General features: G+C 61.7%; 28 protein-coding genes and 1 pseudogene. 16 read left to right on the top strand and 13 right to left on the bottom strand.

Annotated features, from left to right (window positions below):
- Positions 1-43 precede the first annotated feature (43 nt).
- Positions 44-670 carry a hypothetical protein gene (locus RRF64_RS13630; RefSeq protein WP_323846439.1) on the bottom strand — a complete coding sequence of 209 codons (627 nt, stop codon included), beginning with the start codon at positions 668-670 and terminating at the stop codon, positions 44-46.
- Between the two features lie 187 nt (positions 671-857).
- On the opposite strand from RRF64_RS13630, the pseudogene RRF64_RS13635 reads away from it, so the two are divergent.
- Together RRF64_RS13635 and RRF64_RS13640 are read left to right on the top strand one after the other, a co-directional pair.
- Positions 858-1,814, top strand: a pseudogene (locus RRF64_RS13635) (IS30 family transposase).
- Between the two features lie 301 nt (positions 1,815-2,115).
- The gene (locus tag RRF64_RS13640; protein ID WP_323846440.1) at positions 2,116-2,937 is read left to right on the top strand and encodes a CmcJ/NvfI family oxidoreductase; all 822 of its coding nucleotides are present in this window, start codon (positions 2,116-2,118) and stop codon (positions 2,935-2,937) included.
- 47 nt (positions 2,938-2,984) lie between these two features.
- Here RRF64_RS13640 and RRF64_RS13645 read toward each other — a convergent pair whose 3' ends face one another.
- The 8 genes from RRF64_RS13645 to RRF64_RS13680 all read right to left on the bottom strand — a co-directional run bounded on the left by RRF64_RS13645 (position 2,985) and on the right by RRF64_RS13680 (position 7,589).
- Positions 2,985-3,563 carry an LLM class flavin-dependent oxidoreductase gene (locus RRF64_RS13645; protein ID WP_422732629.1) on the bottom strand — a complete coding sequence of 193 codons (579 nt, stop codon included), beginning with the start codon at positions 3,561-3,563 and terminating at the stop codon, positions 2,985-2,987.
- On the bottom strand, positions 3,550-3,957 hold the full coding sequence (locus RRF64_RS13650) for an LLM class flavin-dependent oxidoreductase (protein WP_323846441.1): 408 nt from the start codon (positions 3,955-3,957) through the stop codon (positions 3,550-3,552). The genes RRF64_RS13645 and RRF64_RS13650 overlap by 14 nt, the downstream gene beginning before the upstream one ends.
- A 131-nt stretch (positions 3,958-4,088) precedes the next feature.
- Positions 4,089-4,274 carry a hypothetical protein gene (locus tag RRF64_RS13655; RefSeq protein WP_323846442.1) on the bottom strand — a complete coding sequence of 62 codons (186 nt, stop codon included), beginning with the start codon at positions 4,272-4,274 and terminating at the stop codon, positions 4,089-4,091.
- 83 nt (positions 4,275-4,357) lie between these two features.
- Entirely contained in the window at positions 4,358-4,765 is a 408-nt protein-coding gene (locus RRF64_RS13660; protein ID WP_323846443.1) for a GFA family protein, read from the bottom strand.
- Positions 4,766-4,902: 137 nt separating this feature from the next.
- A complete protein-coding gene (locus RRF64_RS13665; RefSeq protein ID WP_323846444.1) occupies positions 4,903-5,136 on the bottom strand; it encodes a hypothetical protein in 234 nt (77 codons plus the stop codon).
- A gap of 331 nt (positions 5,137-5,467) precedes the next feature.
- Positions 5,468-6,487, bottom strand: a complete 1,020-nt coding sequence (locus RRF64_RS13670; protein WP_323846445.1) for an alpha/beta hydrolase — start codon at positions 6,485-6,487, stop codon at positions 5,468-5,470.
- A gap of 42 nt (positions 6,488-6,529) precedes the next feature.
- Positions 6,530-6,958, bottom strand: coding sequence for an organic hydroperoxide resistance protein (locus tag RRF64_RS13675; RefSeq protein WP_323846446.1), 429 nt, complete (start codon positions 6,956-6,958; stop codon positions 6,530-6,532).
- Between the two features lie 172 nt (positions 6,959-7,130).
- On the bottom strand, positions 7,131-7,589 hold the full coding sequence (locus RRF64_RS13680; RefSeq protein WP_323846447.1) for a MarR family winged helix-turn-helix transcriptional regulator: 459 nt from the start codon (positions 7,587-7,589) through the stop codon (positions 7,131-7,133).
- A gap of 186 nt (positions 7,590-7,775) precedes the next feature.
- Here RRF64_RS13680 and RRF64_RS13685 point away from each other — a divergent pair, with 186 nt between their 5' ends.
- From RRF64_RS13685 to RRF64_RS13695, 3 genes are read left to right on the top strand one after another with little or no spacing between them, the layout of a single operon-like run.
- Positions 7,776-8,273, top strand: a complete 498-nt coding sequence (locus RRF64_RS13685; protein WP_323846448.1) for an RNA polymerase sigma factor — start codon at positions 7,776-7,778, stop codon at positions 8,271-8,273.
- Positions 8,274-8,278: 5 nt separating this feature from the next.
- Positions 8,279-8,875, top strand: a complete 597-nt coding sequence (locus RRF64_RS13690; RefSeq protein WP_323846449.1) for a hypothetical protein — start codon at positions 8,279-8,281, stop codon at positions 8,873-8,875.
- Between the two features lie 60 nt (positions 8,876-8,935).
- Positions 8,936-9,226 (top strand): superinfection immunity protein, encoded by a 291-nt coding sequence (locus tag RRF64_RS13695; protein ID WP_323846450.1) that lies wholly within the window; start codon positions 8,936-8,938, stop codon positions 9,224-9,226.
- A 7-nt stretch (positions 9,227-9,233) separates the two neighbouring features.
- Here the strand turns inward: RRF64_RS13695 and map are convergent, their stop codons facing one another.
- Together map and RRF64_RS13705 are read right to left on the bottom strand one after the other, a co-directional pair.
- Positions 9,234-10,013, bottom strand: a complete 780-nt coding sequence (map, locus tag RRF64_RS13700; RefSeq protein ID WP_323846451.1) for a type I methionyl aminopeptidase — start codon at positions 10,011-10,013, stop codon at positions 9,234-9,236.
- Complete coding sequence (locus tag RRF64_RS13705; RefSeq protein WP_323846452.1) at positions 10,006-10,212, bottom strand: ParD-like family protein; 207 nt, start codon at positions 10,210-10,212, stop codon at positions 10,006-10,008. Before RRF64_RS13705 ends, map begins: the two co-directional genes overlap by 8 nt.
- A 160-nt stretch (positions 10,213-10,372) precedes the next feature.
- On the opposite strand from RRF64_RS13705, the gene RRF64_RS13710 reads away from it, so the two are divergent.
- Positions 10,373-12,064 carry a phytoene desaturase family protein gene (locus RRF64_RS13710; RefSeq protein WP_323846453.1) on the top strand — a complete coding sequence of 564 codons (1,692 nt, stop codon included), beginning with the start codon at positions 10,373-10,375 and terminating at the stop codon, positions 12,062-12,064.
- A gap of 156 nt (positions 12,065-12,220) precedes the next feature.
- Positions 12,221-12,883: a pseudouridine synthase gene (locus RRF64_RS13715; RefSeq protein ID WP_323846454.1), complete on the top strand. Its 663-nt coding sequence runs from the start codon at positions 12,221-12,223 to the stop codon at positions 12,881-12,883.
- Between the two features lie 35 nt (positions 12,884-12,918).
- Here the strand turns inward: RRF64_RS13715 and RRF64_RS13720 are convergent, their stop codons facing one another.
- Positions 12,919-15,267 (bottom strand): Tex family protein, encoded by a 2,349-nt coding sequence (locus RRF64_RS13720; RefSeq protein WP_323846455.1) that lies wholly within the window; start codon positions 15,265-15,267, stop codon positions 12,919-12,921.
- Positions 15,268-15,657: 390 nt separating this feature from the next.
- On the opposite strand from RRF64_RS13720, the gene RRF64_RS13725 reads away from it, so the two are divergent.
- From RRF64_RS13725 to RRF64_RS13745, 5 genes are all read left to right on the top strand, one after another.
- On the top strand, positions 15,658-16,908 hold the full coding sequence (locus tag RRF64_RS13725) for an efflux RND transporter periplasmic adaptor subunit (RefSeq protein ID WP_323846456.1): 1,251 nt from the start codon (positions 15,658-15,660) through the stop codon (positions 16,906-16,908).
- Positions 16,909-16,910: 2 nt separating this feature from the next.
- Positions 16,911-20,048, top strand: a complete 3,138-nt coding sequence (locus tag RRF64_RS13730) for an efflux RND transporter permease subunit (RefSeq protein WP_323846457.1) — start codon at positions 16,911-16,913, stop codon at positions 20,046-20,048.
- A 157-nt stretch (positions 20,049-20,205) separates the two neighbouring features.
- Positions 20,206-20,952 (top strand): 16S rRNA (uracil(1498)-N(3))-methyltransferase, encoded by a 747-nt coding sequence (locus RRF64_RS13735; RefSeq protein WP_323846458.1) that lies wholly within the window; start codon positions 20,206-20,208, stop codon positions 20,950-20,952.
- A gap of 55 nt (positions 20,953-21,007) precedes the next feature.
- Positions 21,008-21,373, top strand: coding sequence for a hypothetical protein (locus RRF64_RS13740; RefSeq protein ID WP_323846459.1), 366 nt, complete (start codon positions 21,008-21,010; stop codon positions 21,371-21,373).
- A gap of 18 nt (positions 21,374-21,391) precedes the next feature.
- Positions 21,392-22,039 (top strand): HAD family hydrolase, encoded by a 648-nt coding sequence (locus RRF64_RS13745; RefSeq protein ID WP_323846460.1) that lies wholly within the window; start codon positions 21,392-21,394, stop codon positions 22,037-22,039.
- On the opposite strand, the gene RRF64_RS13750 is transcribed toward RRF64_RS13745, so the two are convergent.
- Positions 22,036-22,773, bottom strand: coding sequence for a hypothetical protein (locus RRF64_RS13750; RefSeq protein ID WP_323846461.1), 738 nt, complete (start codon positions 22,771-22,773; stop codon positions 22,036-22,038). The genes RRF64_RS13745 and RRF64_RS13750 overlap by 4 nt on opposite strands.
- Before the next feature lie 150 nt (positions 22,774-22,923).
- Between RRF64_RS13750 and RRF64_RS13755 the strand changes: the two genes are divergently transcribed.
- From RRF64_RS13755 to RRF64_RS13770, 4 genes are all read left to right on the top strand, one after another.
- On the top strand, positions 22,924-23,502 hold the full coding sequence (locus RRF64_RS13755) for an OmpA family protein (RefSeq protein ID WP_323846462.1): 579 nt from the start codon (positions 22,924-22,926) through the stop codon (positions 23,500-23,502).
- A gap of 116 nt (positions 23,503-23,618) precedes the next feature.
- Positions 23,619-24,188: a YciI family protein gene (locus RRF64_RS13760; RefSeq protein ID WP_323846463.1), complete on the top strand. Its 570-nt coding sequence runs from the start codon at positions 23,619-23,621 to the stop codon at positions 24,186-24,188.
- 36 nt (positions 24,189-24,224) lie between these two features.
- Positions 24,225-24,635: a VOC family protein gene (locus RRF64_RS13765; protein ID WP_323846464.1), complete on the top strand. Its 411-nt coding sequence runs from the start codon at positions 24,225-24,227 to the stop codon at positions 24,633-24,635.
- Positions 24,636-24,723: 88 nt separating this feature from the next.
- The gene (locus RRF64_RS13770) at positions 24,724-25,971 is read left to right on the top strand and encodes an RNA polymerase sigma factor (RefSeq protein ID WP_323846465.1); all 1,248 of its coding nucleotides are present in this window, start codon (positions 24,724-24,726) and stop codon (positions 25,969-25,971) included.
- The last annotated feature ends 3 nt before the right edge of the window (positions 25,972-25,974 follow it).

Here is a 25,974-nt window from a genome sequence, read left to right on the forward strand (position 1 = left end):
TCCCGCGGAGACCCTAAGGGCATAAGCATTCTGCTTGCGCTTGTTATAAACTTTGTGCGAACCAGGCACCTGAGCAGAGAAACAGAACAAAAGATAGCCCCTGTAAGAATGTGTAGATAGCTTGCTTGTGGAAACGGATTGCAGCAGCTTGGTAACCGATTTGCCTATTTTCTAAACCTCTATTTCCCTGTCTCTGTATCATCCATTTCGTTAACTTTGGAAATGGCTTTGAAAATTCTTTCAAAACATTGTTAATATCGATTTCTGTTTCTAGCGTTATGCCTCTCTTATTTGCAATCTCAATTATCTCCTCTTTATTTTTTTCATGATCTGAGAATATTTTTTCTAATTTTTCAGGAAGAACAGTAATAGATCTGACTTGTATTTGGCAAAGAATTGAGAAATATTTTGACAGAAAACCGAGTAAAGACGAGATCACCAGTAGTGAAATACACACCCTAAAATCAAACTTCCCTAGGTAGGGCAGAACGGATTCAATCTGAGATATCAAGAGCGCTCCGGTCGCTCCAGTTCCGGCAAGCAACCAAGTTGAAAACTTATCAACTATAGGGCCAGTTTCAACTACAGACGTATACATTGCGGAAACAAAAGCATGCTCCGCATTGCTTTTGTTTAGCTCATTCCATTTTATTAGTGGGTCAGTTTCCAACGATTCTTCTCATCTGGGTTTATAACGCCTGTTTGAGCCGCGGCGCCGCATTAGCGGCGACGTCGGCTCCAAGCAGATGTTAGACGACCCGGATTCATAAACTAACCGCAACAAGCCCCTGTGGAAAAAGGGAGGTGACCTGGGATACTGACGACGCTTCTCCTCCGCCAAGAAAAGGAGCGTCGGCATGAGGTATCGCCGGGTCACCTCACACCAGAGGTATACGTTGGCTGAGTTGCGCAAGTAACAGTTCGGCCGGGCCCAAATGGCACGCGCACTGGGCTGTCACCGCAGCACGATCAGCCGGGAGTTTGCCCGCAACATCTGCCGCTATGACGGCTGTTACCGCCCCCAGAAGGCCTCCCAGCGGACCAACGGCCGCCGGGCACGTTCGCGACGAGGCCGGCGGTTCACCGATCAGCAGTGGCGCTTTGTCGAGAGCCTGCTGGCCTTGCAATGGAGCCCGGCGCTGATCGCCGGGCGGCTCAAGGCGATAAGCAAGCTCTCGATCAGCCACGAAACCATCTATCGCCACGTTTGGTGGGACAAGGCCCGGGGCGGGCGGCTCCACACGCAGTTGCGCGGGGCTCGCAAGCTCAAGCGTAAGCGCTACGGGGCCTGCGATAGCCGCGGGCGCCTAGCCGGCAAACGCCATATTTCCGAGCGCCCCGAGCCGGCCAACACACGCGCCGAACCGGGCCACTGGGAGATCGATACGGCGCTGGGCACCGATCCCGGCAAGGATTGTATCGTCACCCTCAACGAGCGGCGCAGCGTTGTAGTCCTGATCGGCAAGCTGGGCCACAAGACCAAGGACGCCCTTAATCGTGTGGCAATAGGCTTGATCAAGCGCCGGGGGCTACCGGTCAAGACCATTACCGCGGACAACGGCACGGAGTTCCACGGCTACGCCGAGATCGAGGCCCCGACCGGCGCGCGCTTCTACTTCGCCAACTCGTACCACTCCTGGGAGCGGGGCAGTAATGAAAACTTGAATGGCCTGATTCGCCAGTATCTGCCCAAGCGGAAGACGATGCGCCATGTGACCCAAGGCGTGTGTGATGCCATCGCGGATCGGCTCAATACCCGACCCCGCAAACGTTTCGGCTTTCAAACCCCCTGGGAGCGGCTGTATGAAAACTGATTAATGTTGCACTTCAGAGTTGAAGTCACGCGCTGCCGTTGGCCAGACGGTTCGGGCTGGGGTCGGTGCGATCGTGATCGTCATTGTCAGTGGCCATTACCTGAGGCGGCCGATCGCTTCGGTCGGGGCCATGCAGCTCCGAGGGCGTTTGGTGCTCATTCTAATGCATAAATTCGATAGGGAAAGTTCCCGTTGGAAGGCCTAGACTTGGTAGGTAAGAAGCCTAGAAGCTTACATGCATGCTACCGCGCCGCCACGATGACACCATCCTGGATGCGCTCAGCAGGCCGGGAGGTGTTTCTTGCAGCGCACGACTGACATGCCCGCCAGCATCACTACGACGCTCACCTATTTGGTCAAGCACGACGCGAAACCCTATGTGCATACCGAGGCTCTGACCGGTGAAAGTGAACCGCACTACTTTGCCGAGCAGGAGGAGCGCGAAGTCACGATATACAACGGACGACCGTTGGTAGACAGCCTCTCTCTGGACAAGCAGGGGTTCGAACTTCATCGGCGCGATACGGTGGTCGACGACCTTTACGACGATACGTCGGTGGAAAACGTCTACTATGCCGAGGTTGAGGCCTTGATCAAGGAGCTGACGGGCGCGAGCCGGGTCGTCATCTTCGACCACACCCGGCGTAGCGATGCCGAGAAACGGGGTATTCGCGGCCCGGCCAGCCGTGTGCATAATGACTACACCGAGCGCTCAGGGCCTGAGCGTATCCGCGAAGTGCTGGGCAGGGAACAGGCCGACGCGCTGGCAGCGGTGCCGGTGGCTCAGATCAACCTCTGGCGCCCCATAAGCGGGCCCGTCAAGCGTTCGCCGCTGGCCCTGCTGGACGCATCGACGCTCGACCCCGATGACCTGCTGGCCACCGACATGGTCTATCCGGACCGTATCGGTGAGATCTACCACCTGGCCTACAATCCGCTCCACCGCTGGTACTATTTTCCGGACATGGGCCGTGACGAGGCCTTGCTGATCAAAGGGTATGACTCGCGTCACGACGGCCGTGCCCGCTTCACCCCCCATACCGCCTTCCAGGACCCCAATACGCCGCCAGGAGCCCCGCCGCGCGAAAGTATCGAGGTTCGCACCCTGGCCTTCTTCGGTTAGGTTTTAACCACCTGGCGAAGGCCTCCTCCGTGCGGTACTTGACCGGCTTATGCCGACATGGCGAAGTCAGGTAAAACGAATTGACCGATTTCCTCAATGACCTCACCAGCGGGGCGTTGGCCGTATTTCAAATTGATAATCACATGGTTTACGCCGACCTCCTGCAAGCTGTAGAGCAGCGCGATCAGGTGATGCCGTCCCAGTTGATAGCCTAGGTGGATCGGCCGTGGTGGTGCCTGTGGGTTATCTGTCAGGTCAATGTATAGCGACTGGGTGAAGGGTTTGAACAGTTCACCACATTCGGCATGAACCGCCGCGCACCAGCCCTCGACAACCACCTGCTGAGCCTTCGGTGCACGCGGATAGCTGATCCAGCCATGGCTGCAGCGGGCGATCCACTCCAGCGTCTGGCGGCTATGGCCGGTGACGAAGAAAGGAATTTCCGCCGTGGTCGGCTTGGGAATCAGATCGGCTCCCTGAAGCGTGCCGCCGGACCAGGTCAAAGGCACGAAACTGCTGAGCTGAACCTCGCGAAATACCTTGAGGTATTCGCGGAACAGGCTGCCGCGTTGCTCCGGGTCGACACCGAATGCTGGGAACTCTACTGGACGGTCACCGGAAGCCACGCCGAGTAACAGACGGCCACCACTGAGCTGATCGACACTCGCTGCGGCCTTGGCAGTGTGTATGTAGGGGATTACGGATTGGCAGGATGACCGACGCGGTACCCAGCGCAATCGAGCGAGTGTGTGCCGCCATAAAACCCAAGTAGACCCAGGAATCGAACACCTGGCCCGAATCACCGAAGCTGGGGTCGCGTAACGGCACGTCGCGAAACCAGAGGGCAGAGAAACCCAGCTTTTCGGCACGTTGGGCCAAGCTTACTTGGTCGAGCATACTCGGCATATCGCCGGTAAAGGCTTCGAGGGGGAAGAAAAGACCTAGGCTCAGGCGGCCTTGGCGGTAGGTGCGCTGAAAGCCAGGTTGTTGCTGATAGGGAATGGAATTCGGAGTAAACATGCTCTTTCCTCCATTTGCTCCCGCTGCAAGGCAGCGAGATACAGCGAGACGGTCGAGTGCGACAGGCCTACCCGACCCTGGATGATGCTCACTGAGCATCCCGCGCTTCATGGTTCGGCAGATCAATACGCTCAATATTCCCCAGTACCAACGGCGGGAAGCTCACTCGTGGGGCTTGTGATCGTTCCATGCTTCGCCCGATCAAGCAGGCTCGCATACTTTTCTTGAGCGATCCCCGCCTGCTCGTACTCAGCAGCGTACTTCTGAAGCAGTCGTTCCAGTTCGATAGCGGCCGATTGAATAAGCTGGGGGTTCATCTTCTGTTGGCTCCGCGCACGCCTAACGCCCGCGTAAAAGGCGCGAACTTGCGAGCGTCCTAATTGACGCGTTTGTTAGCTGCTTATGGCTGTGTTTCATAGGTCAATACGCCTACTGGTATTTGAAACCAATTTTGCTTTTCACTAACCCAAACGTGAATCGTGGGGTTGATAGCACTTGTATCTGAAAGTGTGGATGGCTTAAGCATTAGATGTTTAGGGTTGCTTGGATTGTAATGGTATATGTGATTGGCGCACACCGGGCAGAATTTGGCTGCACTTGTAATTCCACTTTCGGCAATCCGGCTCCATTCGGTCATTTCACCACGTATCTCAATGGCATCAGAATCTATCATTGCAGTGAGACTAAAAGCACTGGTTGAGAGTTTTTGGCATTGCTTGCAATGACATGCGGCCACGGCGATCGGTGGTTTAAAGAGTCTATAGGTGACTTGACCGCATTGGCATGAACCACTAACTGGGTATTCCATATTTATAAGAACCTCGATATGTAGGACAGCTAACGCCGCGCTCACCGGCGGACAATGCTATGTACCTTTGTGCAAAAATGGGAGCGAAGCGACCAGCACAAAGGTGCATAGCGTTGGCCGTCCGGTGCAGCGCCTGGTTATACGTATTTCTGCCCATAGATCACCAATGCGGCAGAAACAATAGCTGAGGCAAAAATTGAGAAATTCAGCCTCTTTAACCAGACCTCATCTTCTCTATTCTTAAACCGGAAAAATGCCCCAATAAGCGACAGAGCTAAGAGGAGAATCATGACTGGCATAAAATCAGTGAAGACTGCCCAAGCTGTCATTGCGATGATGCTCAGGGGAGCCAGAAAAGCCAAATTCTTCAATTCATCCTCCGGTCTTGTACGTATAACAGTTAATTCAAAGGAATGGGTCTTTATATCACAGAGGCCTTATATCCCGAGCACTCCACAGAGCCTGCCGAAAAACTGCTTAACAATCAATTGCGGACTTTTGATCTGACCATGGCGGGCAAAACAAGCGCCTTTCTTTATATCCCACCATGATCCTCATTCTCTATATCCAAAATCGGTCCTAAGTAAATCAACTACTTACAGCTGTCCGGTCCCAGATATAGATACCTATTCCGCTGAACTCGGGGGCTGATAATGCAAAAAAGGCCCCATCTGGGGCCTTCTTGCGTTGCGGTGTGAGACTTTACTGGAGGTGGTCCCTCAGCTCCGCGCCCGCCTGTTCCAGTGCATCCTGCACCGCCGGCACACTGCTCAGTGCGTTGAGCAGGCCGTAGTCGTGGATCATGCCGTTGTAGCGCACCGCGGTCACCGGCACGCCGGCGTCGTTCAGCTTGCGCGCATAGGCCTCGCCCTCATCGCGCAGCACGTCCATTTCCGCGGTCTGCACCATTGCCGGCGGCAGGCCTTTGAGTTGCGCGGTAGTCGCGCGCAGCGGCGACGCGTAGATTTCGGCGCGTTGCTTGGGATCGGTAGTGTAGTTGTCCCAGAACCACTGCATCATGTTGCGGGTCAGGAAGTGGCCCTCGGCAAACTCTTTGTAAGACGCGGTATCGAAGTTGGCATCGGTCACCGGCCACAGCAGCAGCTGGTAGCGGATCTTCGGCGTGCCCTTGTCCTTGGCCATCAGCGCCACCACCGCGGCCATATTGCCGCCGACGCTGTTGCCGGCCACCGCCAGGCGGGAGCCGTCCACGCCGATTTCCTCGCCGTGTTGCGCGACCCACCTGGTCGCCGTATAGGCCTGCTCAACCGCGGTCGGGTACTTGGCTTCCGGGGACGGGGTGTAGTCCACGTACACCGCCGCCGCACCGGAATCGTTCACCAGGTCGCGGATCAGGCGCTCGTGTGTCGGGTAGTCGCCCAGGGCCCAGCCGCCGCCGTGGAAGAACATAAATGCCGGCAGGGCTCCCTTGGCGCCTTTGGGCTTGACGACGACCAGCTTCAGCGGCTTGCCGTCTGCCTGGATGGTCTTTTCCGACACATCCGCCGGCGGCAGTGTCACGCCTTTCTGGGCTTTGATCAGCACCGCGCGCGCATCCACGGGCGACAGCTGCTCGATCGGCTTGCCGCCGCCCTGCTCCAGCGCTTCGAGGAACTTCTGCGTGTTCTGCTCCACGCCCGGCGAGCCGGCGCCAAATGCGATGGCGGTATCCAGGGCGAACAGCAGCGAGAAGACGACTTTGGATACGGGTGACTTTTTCATGACTCTTACCTCCGAACTGCGGGGGATTACTGCGAGTGGTTGTTAAGTAGCGACGTGCACGCGCACATCCACATTGCCGCGGGTGGCGTTGGAGTAGGGGCAGACCTCCTCGTGCGCGCGCTTCACGATCTTTTCCGCGGTCGCCTGGTCCAGTCCCGGCAGGCTGACATACAGGTCGATATCCAGGCCGAAACCCTTGCCGTTGTTGATCGGGCCTATGCCCACCTCGCCGCGCACGCTGGTGTCGTCCGGCACCTTGACCTTTTCCTGGCCGGCGACAAATTTGATCGCGCCGATAAAGCAGGCGGAGTAACCGGCGGCAAACAGCTGCTCCGGATTGGTGCCGTCGCCGCCGGGTCCGCCCAGTTCCTTCGGGGTGCTGAGTTTTACGTCCAGGATGCCGTCGGAAGATTTGGCCTGGCCGTCGCGGCCTCCGGTGGCAGTGGCTACGGCTTTGTAGAGTACTTGCATGACTGTCTCCTCGTGGAATTGATTCAGAAGTCTAGGTGACCGTGTTGGGTACGGAGAGAAAGTTATCGCGCTTACGGTTATTGCGATAATCATTTATTGCTATTGTGCTGATAGCTTCAGTCGACAGCAGCTGCTGGCGCGGCTTGGCAAGGAATTGCGGGAGGGTGACGAATCAGTCGGTGGCGCCGTCGAGGCTGCTCAGGGCCCGGCGCACGGCTTCTATCTGCGCCTTCAGCTGGTGCACGGACTTGCGGTCCAGGCCGGTGGCGCGCAGTACCTGCTCGGGAATCACTTGCGCTTCGCGCTGCATGGATCTGCCCGCGGCAGTGAGCCGCAGGTGAACTCGGCGCTCGTCCTTCGGGTCGCGGCGGCGGTCGATCAGTCCCTGGGCTTCCAGGCGCTTGATCACCGGGCTCAGCGCGCCCTTGTCCTGCCCGAGGCGCTGGCCCAGCTCGGTGGCGGTGATGCCGTCCTCTTCCCAGAGCACCAGCATCATCAGGTACTGCGGGTAAGTGAGCCCCAACTTCTCCAGCAGCGGCTTGTACATCTTGCTCATTGCCAGCGAGGTTGAATAGAGGCTGAAGCAGAGCTGGTTGTCGAGTTTCAGGTCTTCGAAGTCGGATTTGGCCATGGGGCACTCAATGACGGACAGGCGGCAATTTTGCGCGAGTTTAGCGCAACTGTACGCTGAGGTACTGCGCCCGCGGTGAACTCGCGTGAATCGGTACATCGTAGCTGAGAGCGAGCTTGCATAAATTTTTTGTAAGTTTTTCCGCCGCGCCGATACAGTACTCCTGATAAAAGGATGGAGAGACCTGTGGACGCGCGCGATCGCCTGTTCCAACAAGCCATGGCCGATTGCGGCGCGGGGGTTTCCCGGGTCGCGGGCAGCTATGTGCGCAACACCGCCGAGCGCGACGACCTGGTGCAGGAAATCTGGCTGGCCGTGTGGCGCGCGCTGCCGTCGTTCCGCGGCGAGGCCAGTCTCAAGACCTTTGTGTTCCGCATCGCCCACAACCGCAGCGTCACCGAGCTGGCGCGGCGGCGCGCCGCGCACACGGGCACGGAAGAACTGGAGACCATCGAAGATGACGCACCCGGACCGGAGCAGCGACTGCAGGATCAGCGCGATTCCGAGCGGCTGGTGCGGGCGGTGCAGCAGTTGCCGCTGGGGCTGCGGCAGACATTGACCCTGCGCCTCGAAGGGCTCAGTTATGCGGAGATCTCTGAAGTTATGGGTATCAGCGAGTCCAATGTGGCCGTGCGCCTGAACCGCGCGCGCGAGCGTCTCAGCGCCCGCCTGGCTGGAGAGTGAGAAACATGAAACGGGAAACAGACGAACAGTGGCAGGCGCTGGAAAATCTGTGGCGCGAACAGCCCGCCGCGGCACCTGTGCCCGATGAGATCCGCCGCCGGGTGCGGCGGCAGGAGTGGCGTATGCGGATCGGCGCGGCGCTGGAGTGGCTGGCCGCGATAGCACTCTGCACCTATGCGATCCTGTTTGCCGCCACAAAGTGGGACACGGCCGGATTCTTTTGGGCGCTGGTGGTGTTTGCGCTGGTGGCCTGGGCGGTGAGCTTTTCCGTTGCCAATCGCCGCGGACTCTGGTGTCCGCCGGAGGAATCGACGCAGGCCTATATCGATCTGGCGCTACTGCGTATCGACAGAAATTACCGTGCGATCCGTTTTGCCTGGCTGCTGTACGCAGCCGAGTTGGCAATCTTTGCCGGCTGGGAACTGCTGGGGAAATTCGGCTTGATCGAGCCCTCTTTCAGTTTCGTCTCACTGAATGGGCTCTTCACGATTCTGGCCGTCACCGGTTTGCTCGGTGGCTGGAGCCTGGCTGTCTGGCTGCGCAGCAAGCGCGAGCGGGAAATCTTTGGCGAGCTGCAGCAGAAAAGCGAAAATTTTCTGTAAGGAAGTGCGCTCGGTGGGGACTGTAGAAATCGAATCAGTCAATTAACGAGGGAACTGCAAATGTTTACCGATTTCGAGCAGACGCTGGCGAGCTTTATCGACGCTTTCACCAATATGGGCCTGGCCAAGGGCATATTGTTCGCGCTCTTCTTTCTCGCTGTATGGTTTCTACCTGTGATTGCCGCGCTCTTCTTCAACCGCCGCCACCTGGGCAAGATTTTCCTGGCCAATATTCCCGCGATTGCCTCCTGGGTGGCCTGGTTCGCGCTGCTGGCCTGGGCGGTGACTGGAAAAATGCGGGACAAGCGCGCGTCCAAGGGCACCGACAAAGCGGTAGAAAACTCCGCGTAAGCGTTTTCTAGCGGTGAAGTGCTTCCTCCTCCCTGAGGGTAAGCACTTCGCAGCCGGTTGCGGTGACCAGCACCGTATGCTCCCACTGCGCCGACAGCTTGCCGTCCCGGGTCACGACGGTCCAGCCGTCCTTCTTCACCCTGGTCTTGCGGCTGCCTTGGTTGATCATCGGTTCGATGGTGAAGGTCATGCCCTCCCGCAGCAGCGCGCCGCTGCCGCGGCGGCCATAGTGCAGTACCTGTGGCTCCTCGTGCATTTCCCGGCCTTTGCCATGGCCGCAGTATTCGCGCACCACGCTGTAGCCGCGGCTCTCGGCGCAGCGCTGTATCGCGTGGCCGATATCGCCGAGGGTGGCGCCGGGCTTTACGGCGTCGATCCCGGCCCACATGGCCTTGTAGGTTGTGTCGACCAGCTGCCTCGCCGCCGGGGAGACGCTGCCGATCAGGTACATCTTGCTGGAGTCGGCGATGTAGCCGCCTTTCTCCAGAGTGATATCCACATTGACGATATCGCCGTCCTGCAGCAACTGCGATTCCCGCGGCATGCCGTGGCAGACGACCTCGTTGATGGAGGTGTTGAGCGAAAAGGGATAGTCGTACTGGCCCTTGCTGGCCGGTCTCGCGTGCAGCGTGTTGACGATAAAGTCCTCGACTCTGTCGTTGATCTGCATGGTGGAAACGCCGGGGGCGATAAATTCGTCCAGCATCGCGAAGACCCGGGCGAGCAGCCGGCCGGCATCGCGCATCAGCGCCTGCTCGCGGGTAGTCTTTGTCGCGACGCTATTCACGGGTCAGCTCTTCCAGCGACGGCGCCTGTGTGCGCAGCAGTCTCTTGCTGAGCTGGTTGTAACTGAGTTCGGGGTTGAGCTCGGCCAGCATGCCGATCCTGACCCAGAATTCCGCCTGGGCGTTGATCGAGCGGGCCATGGCCGAGCTCGCCCTGCGAATTTCATCGTGCAGGTCTTCGGAAATTTTTACTATACCCATGATTGTCCACCTCGGTTCAATATACGAAGCATATATAAAGTGTATATGCGGGTAAAGGTCCGGGCGCCAGTTTCATCGAGCTGCCTGATATGCAATTAATTGCATATTGTGTGTTGCGCCGCTATGGTTGAGCGATAACAACAATCGTGACGAGGCCAATATGTCGGACTCAACTGCAGCGGCGCGCAGCGCCCCCAAGCCCAGCCGCCTGCGCGTGGGGCGGCGCTATCGCCCCAGCCGACTCCAGGGCCCCTACGATGCGCTGGTGATCGGTTCCGGTATCGGCGGCCTGACCACCGCGGCCATGTTGAGTGCGGCGGGCAAAAAAGTGCTGGTGCTGGAGCAGCACTACACGGCCGGTGGCTTCACCCACGCCTACGACCGCAACGGTTACGAGTGGGATGTCGGCGTGCACTATATCGGCGACGTCGGTGATCACCCGACAATGACCCGCAAGCTGTTCGATTTCCTGTCTGCCGGCAAGCTGCACTGGGCGCCGATGGACAAGACCTATGACCGCATCTGTATCGGCGACGAACAGTACGACCTGCGCGCCGGGCGCGACGAGTTTGTCGCGGAGCTGGTGCGGCGTTTCCCCGGTGAAGAGCGCACCATCGAGGCGTACCTGCGGCGGGTGAATGCGGTGGCCAGGGCGATGCCGCTGCTGACGCTGGAGAAACTGCTGCCGCGCTGGTGTGCTCCCGGCATCAGGCTGTGGCGCAGGCTGCGCGAGCCGGCCTGGCTGAACGAGACCACCTATGAGGTGCTGCGCGAACTCACCGACAACGAGCAGCTGATCGCGGTGCTGACCGGCCAGTGGGGTGACAACGGCATGACGCCCAAGACCGGCAGCTTCATCATTCACGCGCTGATCGTGAAGCACTATCTCTACGGCGGTTACTACCCGGTGGGCGGTGCCAGCAAGATCGCCGAGACCATCATTCCGCAGATCCAGGCCGGCGGCGGCGAGGTGTTCACCTACGCAAAAGTGGAAACCGTGCTGCTCGACGGCAACCGGGTGCGCGGTGTGCGCATGGCAGACGGCACGGAAATAGAAGCGCCGCTGGTCATCTCCAACGCGGGTGTCTTCAATACCTTCGAGCGCCTGCTGCCGCAGAGTACCAGTGAGCGGACCGGTTACAGCCGCGACCTGAAAACCGTCAAGCCATCGATGGCTCATATCTGCCTGTATATCGGCCTGCGGAAAACCGCGGAAGAGCTGGGCCTGCCGAAGACCAATTACTGGCTATACCCGAGCGCGGATTACGAGGCGGCAATGCAGAAGTTTCTCGATCGCAGTGCCGAGGAAATCCCGCTCGTTTATATCTCTTTCCCCTCCGCCAAGGACCCGAGCTTTAACCAGCGCTACCCGGGTCGCGCCACCATCGAAATCGTCGCACCGGGAAAATACGAGTGGTTTGCCCGGTGGCACGACCAGCCTTGGGGAAAGCGCGGCGAGGACTACGAGGCGCTGAAAGAACAGTTCAGCCAGCGACTGCTGGAGCATTTATTCAAACACTTCCCGCAGTTGCGCGGGCAGATCGATTACTGTGAGCTTTCCACGCCGCTATCCACCGATTATTTCTGCTGCTACCCGCGCGGCGAGATCTACGGTCTGGATCACGACCCGAACCGCTTCGAGCAGTCCTGGTTGCGGCCGAAAAGCCGTATCGGCGGGCTCTATCTGACGGGGCAGGACATCATGAGCTGCGGCGTGGCCGGGGCCATGTTCGGCGGCGTGGTGACAGCGCAGAGTATCCTCGGCTGGCGGCGGGGGCTGCCGTTGCTGAAGCGCATCCTGGCGGCGCCGCCGCAGCGGTGCGAGCGTCCGTTGGAAGTGTCCTTGAAGTAGACAGTTTCGCGGTTGCCGATAGTATGATCGCGGCCATGGGCCGCTCCTATAGGAGGAGGTGGAAAAAACTTGCAGGTGCGGCCCATGGCCGCGATCGATCTTTTGCACCTGCGCCAAAACCGCGGCTGTCGATGTTATTGATGTTGGAGCGAAAAGTTGCGGGAATACCGTCCGCCAACCGAGCCATTCCTGTCGGTGGTTTACACAGATGAGTCACTGCTGGTGCTGGACAAGCCCAGCGGTCTATTGAGCGTGCCCGGGCGGGATCCGGCGCATCGCGACAGCCTGGCGAGCCGCGCGCAGCAGCGCTATCCGGGCGCCCTGATCGTGCACCGCCTCGATATGGACACCTCCGGCCTGGTGATCATGGCGCGCAGCCCCGAGGCGCACCGGCAGCTCAGCGCCCAGTTTCGCAATCGCGCGATTGAAAAAGTCTACTGTGCAAAGGTTTGGGGAGAGCTGGTGGACGACTCCGGGGAGATCAACCTGCCGCTGATCTGCGACTGGCCCAACCGCCCGCGGCAGAAGGTGGATTTCGAGCTGGGCAAGCCGTCCGTGACCCGCTGGGAGAAAATCTCGTCAGCGGGCGGTATCAGCCTGGTGCGGTTAATGCCTGTCACCGGGCGCTCGCACCAGTTGCGCGTGCATTTGCAGGCGATTGGCCACCCGATCCTCGGCGATCCCTTCTACGCACATCCGCAGGCCCTGGCGGCGGCGCCGCGGCTGCTGCTGTATGCGACGGAACTGGCGTTCGCCCACCCCGAGACTGGCGAGTGGATGCAATTCAGCAGTCCGCCGGATCAGGTATTGTTCAGTTAAAAAAAGGGCGATCAATCGATCGCCCTTTGTGCTTTTTACTTCTTGTCTTTCATCGCCGCCATCAGCAGGTCGCCCATACTGCCGCGGCCATTGCCCTGGCCGCCCTGTTGCTGGCGGTTGCGGTTGTTGTGCTTCTGCGCCTGGCGGCTCTCGCGGTGGTCGCCCTTCTTGACGCCGCCACTGCCCTGTTCGCCGGGCTCGTCGCTCATGCGCATGGACAGGCCGATACGCTTGCGCGCCACGTCGACTTCCATCACTTTCACCTTGACGATGTCGCCGGCCTTGACCACTTCATGCGGGTCCTTGACGAACTTCTCCGACAGCGCGGAGATATGCACCAGGCCGTCCTGGTGCACGCCGATATCGACGAAGGCGCCGAAGTTGGTGACGTTGGTGACAGTGCCCTCGAGCACCATGCCCGGTCGCAGGTCCTTGATCTCCTCGACGCCCTCTTCGAACTTGGCGGTGCGGAATTCCGGGCGCGGGTCGCGACCGGGCTTTTCCAGTTCGGCGATGATATCGGTCACCGTCGGCACACCGAACTTGTCGTCGGTATAGTCGGCCGGGTTCAGCCTGCGCAGGAAGGCGGAGTCGCCGATCAGGCTGTTGATCTCGCGGCCGTTCTTCTCGGCGATGCGCTTCACCACCACATAGGATTCTGGGTGCACGCCGGACTTGTCCAGCGGGTTCTCGCCGTTGTTGATGCGCAGGAAGCCGGCGGCCTGTTCGAAGGCCTTGGGCCCGAGGCGCGGCACATCCTTCAGTTGGCTGCGGCTCTTGAAGGCGCCGTGCTGGTCGCGGTAGCTGACGATATTGGCGGCAATGGACGCACTCAGGCCGGACACGCGCGCCAGCAGCGGTGCCGAGGCGGAGTTCAGCTCGGCGCCGACGCCGTTCACGCAGTCTTCCACCACCGCGTCGAGGGAGCGGGCCAGCTGGGTCTGGGAGACGTCGTGCTGGTACTGGCCGACGCCGATGGATTTGGGATCGATCTTCACCAGCTCGGCGAGCGGGTCCTGCAGGCGGCGCGCGATGGAAATGGCACCGCGGATGGTCACATCCAGGTCCGGGAACTCGCGCGCGGCGAATTCGGAGGCGGAGTACACGGACGCACCGGCCTCGTTCACCACCACTTTCTGCGCGCTGAGTTTGTACTGCTTGAGGGTTTCGCCGACAAACTTGTCGGTCTCGCGGCTGCCGGTGCCGTTGCCGATCGCGATCAGGCCGACATTGTGCTTGCTGCACAGCGCGGCGATCACCGCGGCGGCTTCCTGGATGCGGTTTTGCGGCGGCGTCGGATAGATGGTGGTGTGGTCGAGGATCTTGCCGGTGGCATCGACGACGGCCACCTTCACCCCGGTGCGCAGGCCCGGGTCCAGGCCGATGGTGGCCTTGTGGCCGGCCGGCGCGGCCAGCAACAGGTCTTTCAGGTTGCGGGAGAAGACCTTGATCGCCTCCTCTTCCGCCTTCTCGCGCAGCTCGCCCATCAGGTCGGTTTCGAGGCTGGTCAGCAGCTTGATGCGCCAGGTCCAGCGCACCACTTCGCCCAACCACTTGTCCGCCGGGCGGCCCTGGTCGGAAATCTCCACATGCCTGGCGATCATCGTCTCGCAGGGATGGCCGGCGGTAGCGGGGCGCTCTTCATCATCTTCGAGGCCGATGCTCAGGGCGAGGATGCCCTCGTTGCGGCCGCGGAAGATCGCCAGGGCGCGGTGCGACGGTACCTTGGCCCAGTCCTCGGCGTAGTCGAAGTAGTCGCGGAACTTGGCCCCCTCCTCTTCCTTGCCGTCCAGCAGCTTGGATTTCACCTGGCCGTCGCGCTTGAGGAAATCGCGCAGCTTGCCGAGCAGCTCGGCGTCCTCGGCGAAACGCTCCATCAGGATGAACTTGGCGCCGTCGAGGGCGGCCTTGATGTCCTTGACGTGCAGGGCCGCGTCTTCGTTATCGGTGTTGAGGTACTTCTGCGCCTCTTCTTCCGGGTTCAGGGACGGGTCGCTGAACAGCGCATCGGCCAGCGGCTCGAGGCCCGCTTCGATGGCGATCTGGCCCTTGGTGCGGCGCTTGGGCTTGTACGGCAGGTAGAGGTCTTCGAGGCGGTTCTTGGTGTCGGCGGCGTTGATCTGCTGCGCCAGTTCCGGGGTCAGTTTGCCCTGCTCGTCGATGCTCTTGAGGATGGTGGCGCGGCGCTCCTCCAGTTCGCGCAGGTAGCGCAGGCGCTCTTCCAGGGTGCGCAGCTGGGTGTCGTCGAGGCCGCCGGTCACTTCCTTCCGGTAGCGGGAGATAAACGGCACCGTGGCGCCTTCATCCAGCAGTCCCACCGCGGCGGTCACCTGCTGCGGGCGTACATTGAGTTCTTCGGCGATTCGAACGTTGATATCCAACATCTTATTTTTACATCCGTTCTGCGGGGCTTTCTTCTCTGTAGGAGCGGCGGGGCGGCCAGCGGCCCATGGCCGCGATGGGCGGGCCTGTGGCCCGCAATGCCGAGCTGGAGCTCGGCGTTCCCGGGGCCGCTCCTACAGGGGCAAATTCGGCCGGGCATTATGCGTCACGCGGGCGCATCGAGAAAGGTTTCATGCGGGCCATCCATGGCCCTCACCCATCGGGCAGCCTTCGGCTGTGTAAAACGGCAGTCCATGCCGCTTTATGCGGCGAAGCGCAGGACCGTGCGGTGGCCTGCATCCAAAACGGCATCATTTGTTGTCGAACTCCAGTAGAATGCGCAACTAGTTAAAATTTGACCAGTTCAGGTCTTTATTGGTTAGAGGGTGTCTGTGAAACTTTCCAACAAAAACAAGCTTCTGGCGATCGTCGTTATCGCCGGCGTCGCAGTTATTGGTCTGACATTGGGGCTTGCGCCAAAACCTGAGGAAAAAGTTGTCGAAGCGAAGGTGCCGCCGGTGGCCGACGTGATCTACGCCGAGCCCGGCCGCCAGACGCTGCTGGTACCGAGCCAGGGTACGGTGCGCGCCCGCCACGAGATCGAAGTGGTGGCCCGTGTCGGCGGCGTTATCGAGAGTGTGAACGATGCCTTCGTGCCCGGCGGCTTCTTCGGCCCGGGCGATGCACTGGTGCAGATAGAGTCGGCGGACTACGCCCACCAGCTGACCCGCGCCGAGGCCCAGCTGGCCAACGCCCAGTCCACCCTCGCCCAGGAGGCGGGCCGCGCCAAGCAGGCCAAGCGCGAGTGGCGCGACCTCGGCTCCGCCGCCGCCAACGACCTCTTCCTGCGCAAGCCGCAACTCTCCGCGGCCGAGGCCGCCGTCGCCGCAGCGCGCGCCGATCGCGACCAGGCCAAGCTGGACCTGGAGCGCACCCGCGTGAAGGCGCCCTTCGCCGGCCGCGTGGTGGAAACCTTTGTCGACCTGGGCCAGTACGTCACCCCGGGTACCCGTCTGGCGAAGATCCACAGCACCGGCATCGCCGAAGTGCGCCTGCCACTGACCGACCACCAGCTCTCCCTGCTGAACCTGCCCCTGGGCCAGTCGATCGAAAACGGCCCGGCCGTACGCCTGTCCGCGCGTATCGCCGGACAGGAGCGCGAGTGGCGCGGTCAGTTGGTGCGCACCGAGGCCAGCATCGATCCGAACAGTCGCTTCGTCTACGCGGTGGCCCAGGTGGCTAATCCCTACCAGGGTGAGGCGCCGCTGGTGAATGGCCTCTTCGTCGAGGCGGACATCGCCGGCAAGACCTTCGATAACATCCTGCGCCTGCCGCGCCAGGCCCTGCACGAGGGCGACCACCTGCTGGTGCTGGACGCGGAGAACAAGCTGGTGTTCAAGGACGTGCAGCTGCTGCAGGCGGTGGAAGAGGATGTCTGGGTGCGCGGTGATATTGCGCCCGGCGAGCGGGTGATCGTGTCCAGCCTCGGCTATTCCCGCGAGGGCATGGTGATCACCGCCAATCCGCTGAACGAGAAGCCCACTGGCCTGATGCTCGGTGAGGGTGGCGGCGCCGCCGCCGACTCGACCGCCAGCTCTGCGGGCGTCAATCCGGCCGCGGGCGCCGCCCAGGGAGCGCGCTGATCATGCAGGGCATCATCGGATGGTTCGTACGCAACAGTAAGGCCGCCAACCTGCTGATGATCATGATCATCATCGGCGGCATCTTCGGTATCAGTCATATCGGTCGCGAGGTTTTCCCGGCCATCAATCCGGGCATAGTGCGGGTGGATATCAGCTATCCCGGCGCCGGCCCGGCGGAAGTGGAGCAGCAGGTCACCCAGCGGGTGGAGCAGGCCATTTCCGAGGTGAAGGGCATCAAGGAGGTCAACTCCTGGTCCAGCCGCAGCCACAGTACCGTGGAAATCAAGGCGGTGGACGGCTACGACGAGCTGCGTCTGCTGAACGACATCAAGATGCAGGTGGACAGCGTCAACACCTTCCCCTCCGATATCGAGCGCCCGGTCGTCGCACTGCAGGAGTGGGAGCAGGAGATCATGATGATCGCCATCGGCGGTCCCGTCTCCCCGCACCTGCTCAAAGACACCGCCATGGATCTGCGCGACAAGATGATGTTGCTGCCCGGCGTGCGCCGGGTGGACATCTGGGGTGAGCGCGCCGACGAGGTGTCCATCGAAGTCTCCGAGCTGGACCTGCGCCGCTACAACCTGAGCTTCGACGACGTCTCCAATGCGGTGCGCCGCTCGTCCCTCGACCTGCCCGCCGGCATGGTGCGCTCGGACCGCGGCGACATCCAGGTGCAGACCCGCGGCCAGGCCTATACCGCCGACGACTTCGCCCGCATCCCGCTGATCAGCCGCGCCGACGGCACCCAGCTGCTGCTGGGCGACGTGGCGGATATCGAGGACGGCTTCGAGGAAGAGGGCTCGGTGATCCGCTTCAACGGCAAGCCGGCGATGAACCTGCGCGTGATGCAGGGCGAGCCGCTGGACGTGGTGGCGACCGCCGAGGCGATCAAAGAATTTATGGCGGAGGCCCGCGAGCAGCTGCCGCCGGGTATGCAGTTCGAGGTCTGGTTCGATTTCTCCGACGCCTATGAGGGCCGCATGAGCATGCTGCTGGGCAATGCCATCGGCGGCCTGGTAATGGTGTTCATCCTGCTGATGCTGTTCCTGCGCCCGGCGCTGGCCGTCTGGGTCACCGTGGGCATCGCCACCGCCTTTATGGGCGCCTTCTGGCTGCTGCCGACCACCGGCGTGACGCTGAACATGCTGTCGCTGTTCGCCTTCCTGATGATCCTGGGGATCGTGGTCGACGACGCGATCATCGTCGGCGAGGCGGTGCACGCCGCGCACGACCGCGGCGTGACCGGACTGGCGGCGGCGGAAGAGGGCGTGAAGCAGGTTTCGTCACCGGTACTCTTTGCCGTGGTCTCCACCATGGTGTTCTTCGTGCCGATGCTGTTCCTGCCGGGTTACACGTCGCAGATGATGCTGTCGCTGCCGGTGGTGGTGCTGCTGGCGCTGTCTTTCTCCCTGATCGAGTCGCTGCTGATCCTGCCGGCGCACCTGGTGAACCTGAAGCCGGAGCGGCAGGCCAAGTCCGGTCTGGGGCTGCAGCTGCAGAAGCTGCGCGCAAAGTTTGCCGGCGGCATGAAGACAGCCTGTGACAAGTACTATATGCCGCTGCTGCAGAAGTCCCTGAGCAACAGCCGCGCGACGGTGATGGCCTTCCTGATGGCGCTGCTGCTGTCCTTCGCGGTATTCGGCGGCGGCTATATCGGTTCCGCCTTCTCGCCGGAAGTGCCCTCGGATCTGCTGCAACTGCGCACCACCATGGCGCCCGGCGAATCCTTCGAGGAAACCAAACGGGTCATGGAACAGTTCGAGCGCGCCGCCGTCAAGGTCGGCGAAGATGCCGAAATGCTGGAGCTGAATGGTGGCAGGCCGTTCGTCGAGAACACCATGGCGTTCCTGTGGCGCGGCAATGTCACCGTGCTGCTGCAGCTGGCCGAAGGTGAGCAGCGCGACGTGACATCGGAAGCGCTGGCACTGCGCTGGCGCGAATATGTGGGCGAACTGCCGGCCAGCGTCGAGGAGATGCGCATTCACCACACGCTCAACGACGGTGGTGCCGGCATGTCCCTGAACCTGAGCACCTCCTCGGGTGACATGGACGAGCTGCGCAGGGCCGCCGATGCGGTAAAAGCGGCGCTCAACAATTACGCCGGTGTCTATGACGTGCGCGACAACCTGATCAGCGCGCGCCGGGATATCGAGATACAGCTGAAGCCCCACGCCACCAATATGGGCATCGGCCTCGCCGACGTCGCCAAGCAGGTGCGCCAGGGCTTCTACGGCGAGGAGGTGCAGCGCATTCCCCGCGGCCGCGAGGACGTGCGCGTGATGGTGCGCTACCCGCAAGAGGAGCGGGCCAGCGAGGAGCAGATCGACCGCATCCGCATCCGCACCAACGAGGGGGAGATTCCTTTCAGTGCGGTCGCCGACGCGGTCTATGTGCCCGGCTATACCACCATCCGCCGCAGCGACCGCGAGCGCACCGTGCGCATTACCGCGGAACTGACCCCGGGTGCGGCCTCGGCCCACGAGATACTGCAACAGCTACGGGAAAAGGAAGTGCCCCAGTGGGAGAAGCAGTTCAGCGGCTTCAGCCTGAAGACCGCCGGTGAAATGCAGGAAGAGGAGGAATTCAGTTCGGCGATTCTGGCCTTCTTCGTGCTGTCGCTGTTTACGATCTACGCGCTGCTGGCGATCGCCTTCCGCTCCTATTCGCAACCGCTGCTGATCCTGACCGCGGTGCCGTTCGGCTTCTTCGGTGCCATCCTGGGCCACCTGCTGCTGGGTTACGATATCAGCATCATGTCGATGCTCGGCTTCCTCGCCGCCGCGGGCGTGGTGGTGAACGACAACCTGGTACTGATGGACCGCATCAACCAGCTGCGCGCCGAGGGTATGGCGGTGATGGACGCGGTGGTACAGGCGGGGCGCGACCGCTTCCGCCCGATCATCCTGACTTCCATCACCACCTTCGTCGGGCTGGTGCCGATCATGTTCGAGCGCTCGATCCAGGCGCAGTTCCTGATCCCGATGGTGGTCAGCCTGGCGTTCGGCGTGCTCTGTGCCACCTTCGTGACCCTGATCCTGGTGCCGAACCTGTACAAGGTCATCGAAGTGCTGCGGCAGAAGGTCCAGGGCCGCAAGGGCGGCGAAGAGGCGTTGCCGGTCACGCTGGAAAAAGCCTGATACCTCCTGTTCCCCTCTCCCGCTTCGGGAGCGGGGAACATGGGATAGGGCCCGTGCCCGTTGCGCGGTCCCGTCCAAAATGCCTAAACTATTCGCCAGCCAAAAGCCGACTCAGTGTCGGCTTTTTCATGTCAGTCCTCACAGGATTACGCCGCCCATGCGCATTCCGCGTATCTTCTCCCCCGAGCCTCTGGCCGGCCAGAATGAAATAGAGCTGGACGAGGGCTCCTCCCGCCACCTGGTCAAGGTGCTGCGCCTCGCCCCCGGCCGCCCGCTGGTGCTGTTCGACGGCAGCGGCGGCGAGTACAGCGCGGAGCTGCTCGAAGCCGGCAAGCGGGCGCGGGTGCGTCTCGGCGAGTTTTCCGCAGATAATCGCCAGTCGCCGCTGGCGCTGACACTCGCCATCGGCATCTCCCGCGGCGACCGTTTCGACTGGGTGGTACAGAAAGCCACCGAGCTGGGGGTGGCGGCGATACAGCCGCTGTTTACCGAGCGCTGCGAAGTCAAACTGAGCGGCGACAGGCTGGAGAAGAAGCTCGGTCACTGGCGCCAGATAGCCGCCAGCGCCTGTGAGCAGTGCGAGCGGAATCTGTTGCCGGACATTGCCGAACCGCTGAAGCTGGCGCAGTTTCTGGACGCCCACGAAACGGTTCGCGAGTATGGCGCAAAGCTGGTGTTGCACCACCGCACCCAGCTCGATCTGCGCCAGCTGCAAGCGGAGCGGGGCAAGCCGGATTCGGCGCTGCTGTTAGTGGGGCCGGAGGGTGGTTTGTCCGAGGTTGAAATCGATGCGGCCATCGGCCGGGGGTTTATGCCGCTGCGCCTCGGTCCGCGGGTCCTGCGCACCGAGACCGCGCCCGTGGCGGCCCTGTCCGTTCTGCAGTTCCAGTGGGGCGATCTGTAGCGGATCGCGTTATTCTTGTAGGCGGTTTAATACCAATCCACTCAGGGAGAGACCGATGGTTAAACTGATTCTGTGGGTGCTGGGCCTGACCATTATCGTCCTGTCCATCGCCATCATCGTGCAGCCGCAACTGGCGCGCACCATCAGCGAGCGCCTCAACGAGACCGGATACGCGGTATCCGCCTGGGCGCGCGTTATCATCGGCCTGATCCTGCTGCTGATCGCCGACACGCGGGCCTGGAACGTGCTCTTCAACGCGCTCGGTGTGCTGGTGGTATTGGCCGGCGCCTATATGCTGCACATCGGTTTCGAGCGCAGCAAGGCGCTGGCGCTCAAGATCTCCGAAGGCAGCGAGACGTTTCTGCGGATCAGCGGCGCCATCGGCGTGCTGCTGGGCCTGATGCTCCTCTCCGCCAGTTAACAGGAGTTTGTCGCGCTGATGTTCGCCACTGAACTGGTCATATTCGATTGCGACGGCGTACTCGTGGACAGCGAGAGCATCGTCTGTCGCATCCTTGCCGAAGAGATGAACAAACTCGGTATGCAGACCACGGCCGAGGAGCTGGACGAGCAGTTCAGTGGCCGCCCGGCCCGGGACTGCCTGCTGGAAATCGAGACCCGCTACGGCGGCCCGCTGCCGGACCAGTATTTCGGCAATACCGAGCGGCGCATCCGCGAGGCATTTCACGCCGAACTCGAGCCGATCGCAGGCATCGAGGACCTGCTCGATCACCTGCTGCAGCTCAACGTGCGCAGCTGCGTCGCCTCGTCCGGTTCCCACGAGAAAATGCGGCTGACCCTGAACAAGACCGGGCTCTATGATTACTTCGACGGCCGCATCTTTAGCGCCGAAGACGTGTCCCGCGGCAAGCCCTGGCCGGACCTGTTCCTGCACGCGGCCCAGTCCATGGGGGTGGAGCCACAGCACTGTCTGGTGGTGGAGGATTCGATCGCCGGCGTCAAGGCGGCAGTGGCCGCCGGTATGCCGGTGATCGGCTACAGTACGCACGTGGTGCGCACGCCACAGCTGCAGCATGAGGGTGCGCGGGTGGTTGGCGATCTGATGGCGGTGCTGAATTTTCTCTAGAGCCGCAAGTTGACTGTTACCGAGGCGCTGCGCCGCCGCTTCTGTGTATCGGTAAAGGTGCGGCTGTAGCGCAATTGCTCGACGCCGCTATCCAGCAGTTTTGCCACCAGTCCCGGCGGTATCTCCACCACTTCCGTGATGCGGCTCTGGCCGTCACTGGACAGCCGCTGCCCGGTTGCGTAAACCACCCGGTCGCCGTGCAGGAAGTCGCCGCCTGCCGAGGTCGCTTCCAGCGCGCCGAGTCCGCTGCCGCGCAGATCCCAACTCAACATCATCTGCCGCGAACCCGGTGTCAGCGTCTGTCGCGGGGGGGAGACCGACAGCCCCGCCAGCCGCGCGCTGAAGCGCAGATCGATCACGACGCGGTTGGACAGGGTGCCGGCCGCGCCGCCGAAAGTGCGCCGGTAGCCAAGCTGGCGCACTCCGTCGCTGTACCAGCGACGCGCCTGTTTACTGGATAAGTGCAGCTGTTCGCGGACGGTGCCGGTACTGGTGGAAATTCCCAGCGGCGCCTCGACAGTGGCGAGCACGCGGTTGTTGTCCAGGTTGACGAACTCCCCGCGCACGGAACTGGCGCCGCCGCGGCTGGCGATGCGCCAGGTCAGCGTCTGGCGCAGATCGCTGTCGCCAGCCATGCGAAGGTTGCCCGGATTCACCGTGACCAGTTGCTGCGCGCTGGCGACCGCTGTGCCCCACAGCAGGGTAAACAGCAAACAGTGGAGAAATGGCGACAAGAACTGCATCCGCGACAGGCCCCGGCAGAAACAAAGAGACTCGCAGAAGCTCAATGTTAGGGTCCCGCGCGGTTGCCCGGTAACACGGCTTGGCAATTGTCACAGCGACACTACCATGAGTTCGACGCCAGTAATCCGGGAGTCCTGCTTATGGCGAGGGTTGGCCCGTCCGTCTACTGCTTGCCGCTGCTGGCCGCACTGGCGACCAGCGGCTGCTTCGACCCGCACAAGAAATACACGCTGGATCCGCTCAGTGAAGTGCGGGGTGGAGAGAGCGAGCGGGTCGCGCGCGAGGCTGCACCATTTGCGGATGAGCTGGTGCGCTATCTGCGCGGCGCGCCGCGCGACGATGGCGACACCTTTGTCCTGCAGCTGGAGTTCGAGCCGGGTGGCTTTGCGCCGCTGATGGATACCATCGGCGAGCTGGAGGCGCTGCTGGTGATCATGCGCGATTTCCCGCGCTTGTGTATCGCGATCGAAGGCCACACCGACAACGAAGGCGAGGCGGAAAAGAATCTGAAACTGTCCCAGTGGCGAGCCGATTGGGTACGGAGTTTTCTGCTCGAGCGCGGCATTGCCGCCGACAGGGTGCAGGCTCAGGGCTTTGGCGACAGCGACCCGATCGCCGACAACAGCACGCCGGAAGGGCAAAAGACGAACCGCCGCCTGGTGATCCGGATCCTGAACCCCGAGCGCCAGTCGGCATCCCTGCTCGATCCCTCCCGATAGCGACAGCCGGGGCCCGCAGTAAACAAGAATAAGAACAAAAAATTTTCTTCACGATCCGTCGAAATCCTCCGACGCCACGCGACTAGTTGGCAGAAGGTCCGCCGCAAGGGGGTAGGGTGAAATATCTGTGCCTGGCCTATTCACCGTCGCCGACTGCACGAGCGGGCTGCGTCGCTGCGCCGCCGCTGACGGACGCGGCCCTGGTTGAGGCGCGGGACCTGAACCAGGCGATTCGGCGGACCGGGGAATTCCTGCAGAACAACAACGCCGCCGTCATTCGGCGTATAGACCCGACTTCTACCAGCGCCGGTGCGACCGGCCCAGCCAACAGGGAGATGACCGTGAAATACTTGTGTCTCGTGTACAGCGACGAAGAAAAATTGCACTCATTGCCGGACAGCCCGGCGGACACCGAGTGCCAGGCCTACGCGGAGTCGGTCGCCAGCAGCGGTCGCATGCTGGCTGCCGAGGCGCTGGAGCCGGTGAGCAGTGCCACCACGGTGCGCATGCGCGGCGACAGGGTGACCATTACCGACGGCCCCTTCGCCGAAACCAAGGAGCAGCTGGCGGGCTTCTATCTGGTGGATGCGAATGACCTCGATGAGGCGCTGGAAATCGCCGCCGGGATTCCCGCCGCCCGCGTGGGCAGTGTGGAAGTGCGTCCGGTTCGGCAGTTGCAGGTTTAATCGAATTAATTTTAATGCAGACCCAGAGGAGTAATGATGAACTTTTCCCCCTACCTGAATTTCAACGGTAACTGCAGAGAGGCCTTCGAGTTTTACGCCCGGGTGCTCGGCGGCGAGATAATCGCGATGATGACTTTTGCCGAGGCGCCTCCGGAAGCGGACATGTCAGCGGATGTGGGTGACCAGGTGATGCACGCCCAGCTGAAAGTCGGCGAGCAGATCTTTATGGCCTCGGACGCGCCCAAGACTTTTCGGCCGGCCCAGGGAATGCATATCACCATCGGCACCGACACGCCGGAAGAGGCGAAACGCATTTACGCGGCCCTGTCCGAAGGCGGCGAGATCACCATGCCGATGGCGGAAACCTTCTGGGCGCAGAGATTCGCCATGTTCACAGACCGCTTCGGCACGCCCTGGATGGTGAACTGCGACAAGCCCCGGCAGTAAATCGGCTCAGTTTGCCGCGCAGTCGCTGTTATCCGCCTTCGTTCAATGCTTGAATAGCCGCTTCAGTTTTTTCCTGAAGGGCAATGGAATGGCGGCGGTTCAGTGTGAACGGATACACGAGCAGCTGGAGCAAATCTATCGCGCGGAGTCGCGCCGCGTGCTGGCCACTTTGATCCGCCTGCTGGGGGATTTCGAGCTGGCCGAAGAGGCCCTGCACGATGCCTTTGCCGCGGCGCTGAAGCAGTGGCCAGAGGAAGGGTTGCCGGACAACCCGCGCGCCTGGCTGGTGTCCACCGGCCGCTTCAAGGCCATCGACCGGCTGCGCCGCCAGGCGCGCCAGGATCCGCTCACCGAGGAGATGGCACAGCAGTTGGAATCCGACAGCGGCGACCCCGTCGACTGGGCGGAAGACCGGGTGGAGGACGACCACCTGCGCCTGATCTTTACCTGCTGCCACCCGGCCCTGTCCATGGACGCGCGGGTGGCGCTGACCCTGCGGGAAGTCTGCGGACTCACGACGGAGGAGATCGCCAGCGCCTTCCTGAATTCACCCGCCACCATTGCACAGCGCATAGTGCGCGCCAAGAACAAGATCCGCAGCGCCGGCATTCCCTATCGGGTGCCCGCGCGGCGCGAGCTGTCCGAGCGGCTCGACGGCGTACTGCGGGTTATCTACCTGGTCTTCAATGAGGGCTACTCCGCCTCCGGCGGCGACACCCTGACACGCGCCGATCTGAGCGGCGAGGCCATCCGCCTGGGGCGCCTGCTCAACCGGCTGTTGCTGGATGCGGAAATACAGGGCCTGCTGGCGCTGATGCTGCTCAACGAATCCCGCCGCGACGCGCGCACCGATGCCGCCGGCGAACTGGTGTTGCTGGAAGACCAGGATCGGAAACTGTGGGATAAGAATCTGATCGCCGAAGGCGTGCAGCTGGTGCAGCGCGCCTTGCGCTCGCAGCATTTCGGGCCCTACGCGCTGCAGGCGGCTATCGCGGCGGTTCATGCCGAGGCGCCCAGCAGTGAGGAGACCGACTGGGCGGAAATCGTTGGCCTCTACGATCTGCTGTTACAGTTTTCCCCGGGGCCGGTGGTGGCTCTGAACCGCGCCGTAGCCGTGGCGATGCGCGATGGCCCGCAAGCCGGGCTGGAGCTGGTAGAGCAAATCGCTGCGGGGGGAGAGTTGCAGGATTATCACCTGCTGCACGCGGCCAGGGCCGATCTGTGTCGGCGCTTGGGCAATATTCCGGAAGCCAGGGCTTCTTATATGCAAGCGCTGGCGCTGGCCCGGCAAGCGCCGGAAATGACGTTTCTGCGCAAGCGCCTGGAGGCGCTGTAGGGG

Origin of the sequence: Microbulbifer magnicolonia (genome assembly GCF_035117725.1) — a bacterium.
Taxonomy (GTDB): Bacteria; Pseudomonadota; Gammaproteobacteria; order Pseudomonadales; family Cellvibrionaceae; genus Microbulbifer; species Microbulbifer magnicolonia.

Bases quoted from the DNA above. Each gene is read 5' to 3' on its own strand.
- RRF64_RS13650 (WP_323846441.1), bottom strand. From the start codon at position 3,957: ATGTTTACTCCGAATTCCATTCCCTATCAGCAACAACCTGGCTTTCAG.
- RRF64_RS13655 (WP_323846442.1), bottom strand. From the start codon at position 4,274: ATGAACCCCCAGCTTATTCAATCGGCCGCTATCGAACTGGAACGACTG.
- RRF64_RS13660 (WP_323846443.1), bottom strand. From the start codon at position 4,765: ATGGAATACCCAGTTAGTGGTTCATGCCAATGCGGTCAAGTCACCTAT.
- RRF64_RS13670 (WP_323846445.1), bottom strand. From the start codon at position 6,487: ATGAAAAAGTCACCCGTATCCAAAGTCGTCTTCTCGCTGCTGTTCGCC.
- RRF64_RS13675 (WP_323846446.1), bottom strand. From the start codon at position 6,958: ATGCAAGTACTCTACAAAGCCGTAGCCACTGCCACCGGAGGCCGCGAC.
- RRF64_RS13680 (WP_323846447.1), bottom strand. From the start codon at position 7,589: ATGGCCAAATCCGACTTCGAAGACCTGAAACTCGACAACCAGCTCTGC.
- RRF64_RS13690 (WP_323846449.1), top strand. From the start codon at position 8,279: ATGAAACGGGAAACAGACGAACAGTGGCAGGCGCTGGAAAATCTGTGG.
- RRF64_RS13695 (WP_323846450.1), top strand. From the start codon at position 8,936: ATGTTTACCGATTTCGAGCAGACGCTGGCGAGCTTTATCGACGCTTTC.
- RRF64_RS13705 (WP_323846452.1), bottom strand. From the start codon at position 10,212: ATGGGTATAGTAAAAATTTCCGAAGACCTGCACGATGAAATTCGCAGG.
- RRF64_RS13710 (WP_323846453.1), top strand. From the start codon at position 10,373: ATGTCGGACTCAACTGCAGCGGCGCGCAGCGCCCCCAAGCCCAGCCGC.
- RRF64_RS13720 (WP_323846455.1), bottom strand. From the start codon at position 15,267: ATGTTGGATATCAACGTTCGAATCGCCGAAGAACTCAATGTACGCCCG.
- RRF64_RS13730 (WP_323846457.1), top strand. From the start codon at position 16,911: ATGCAGGGCATCATCGGATGGTTCGTACGCAACAGTAAGGCCGCCAAC.
- RRF64_RS13735 (WP_323846458.1), top strand. From the start codon at position 20,206: ATGCGCATTCCGCGTATCTTCTCCCCCGAGCCTCTGGCCGGCCAGAAT.
- RRF64_RS13740 (WP_323846459.1), top strand. From the start codon at position 21,008: ATGGTTAAACTGATTCTGTGGGTGCTGGGCCTGACCATTATCGTCCTG.
- RRF64_RS13745 (WP_323846460.1), top strand. From the start codon at position 21,392: ATGTTCGCCACTGAACTGGTCATATTCGATTGCGACGGCGTACTCGTG.
- RRF64_RS13755 (WP_323846462.1), top strand. From the start codon at position 22,924: ATGGCGAGGGTTGGCCCGTCCGTCTACTGCTTGCCGCTGCTGGCCGCA.
- RRF64_RS13765 (WP_323846464.1), top strand. From the start codon at position 24,225: ATGAACTTTTCCCCCTACCTGAATTTCAACGGTAACTGCAGAGAGGCC.
- RRF64_RS13770 (WP_323846465.1), top strand. From the start codon at position 24,724: ATGGCGGCGGTTCAGTGTGAACGGATACACGAGCAGCTGGAGCAAATC.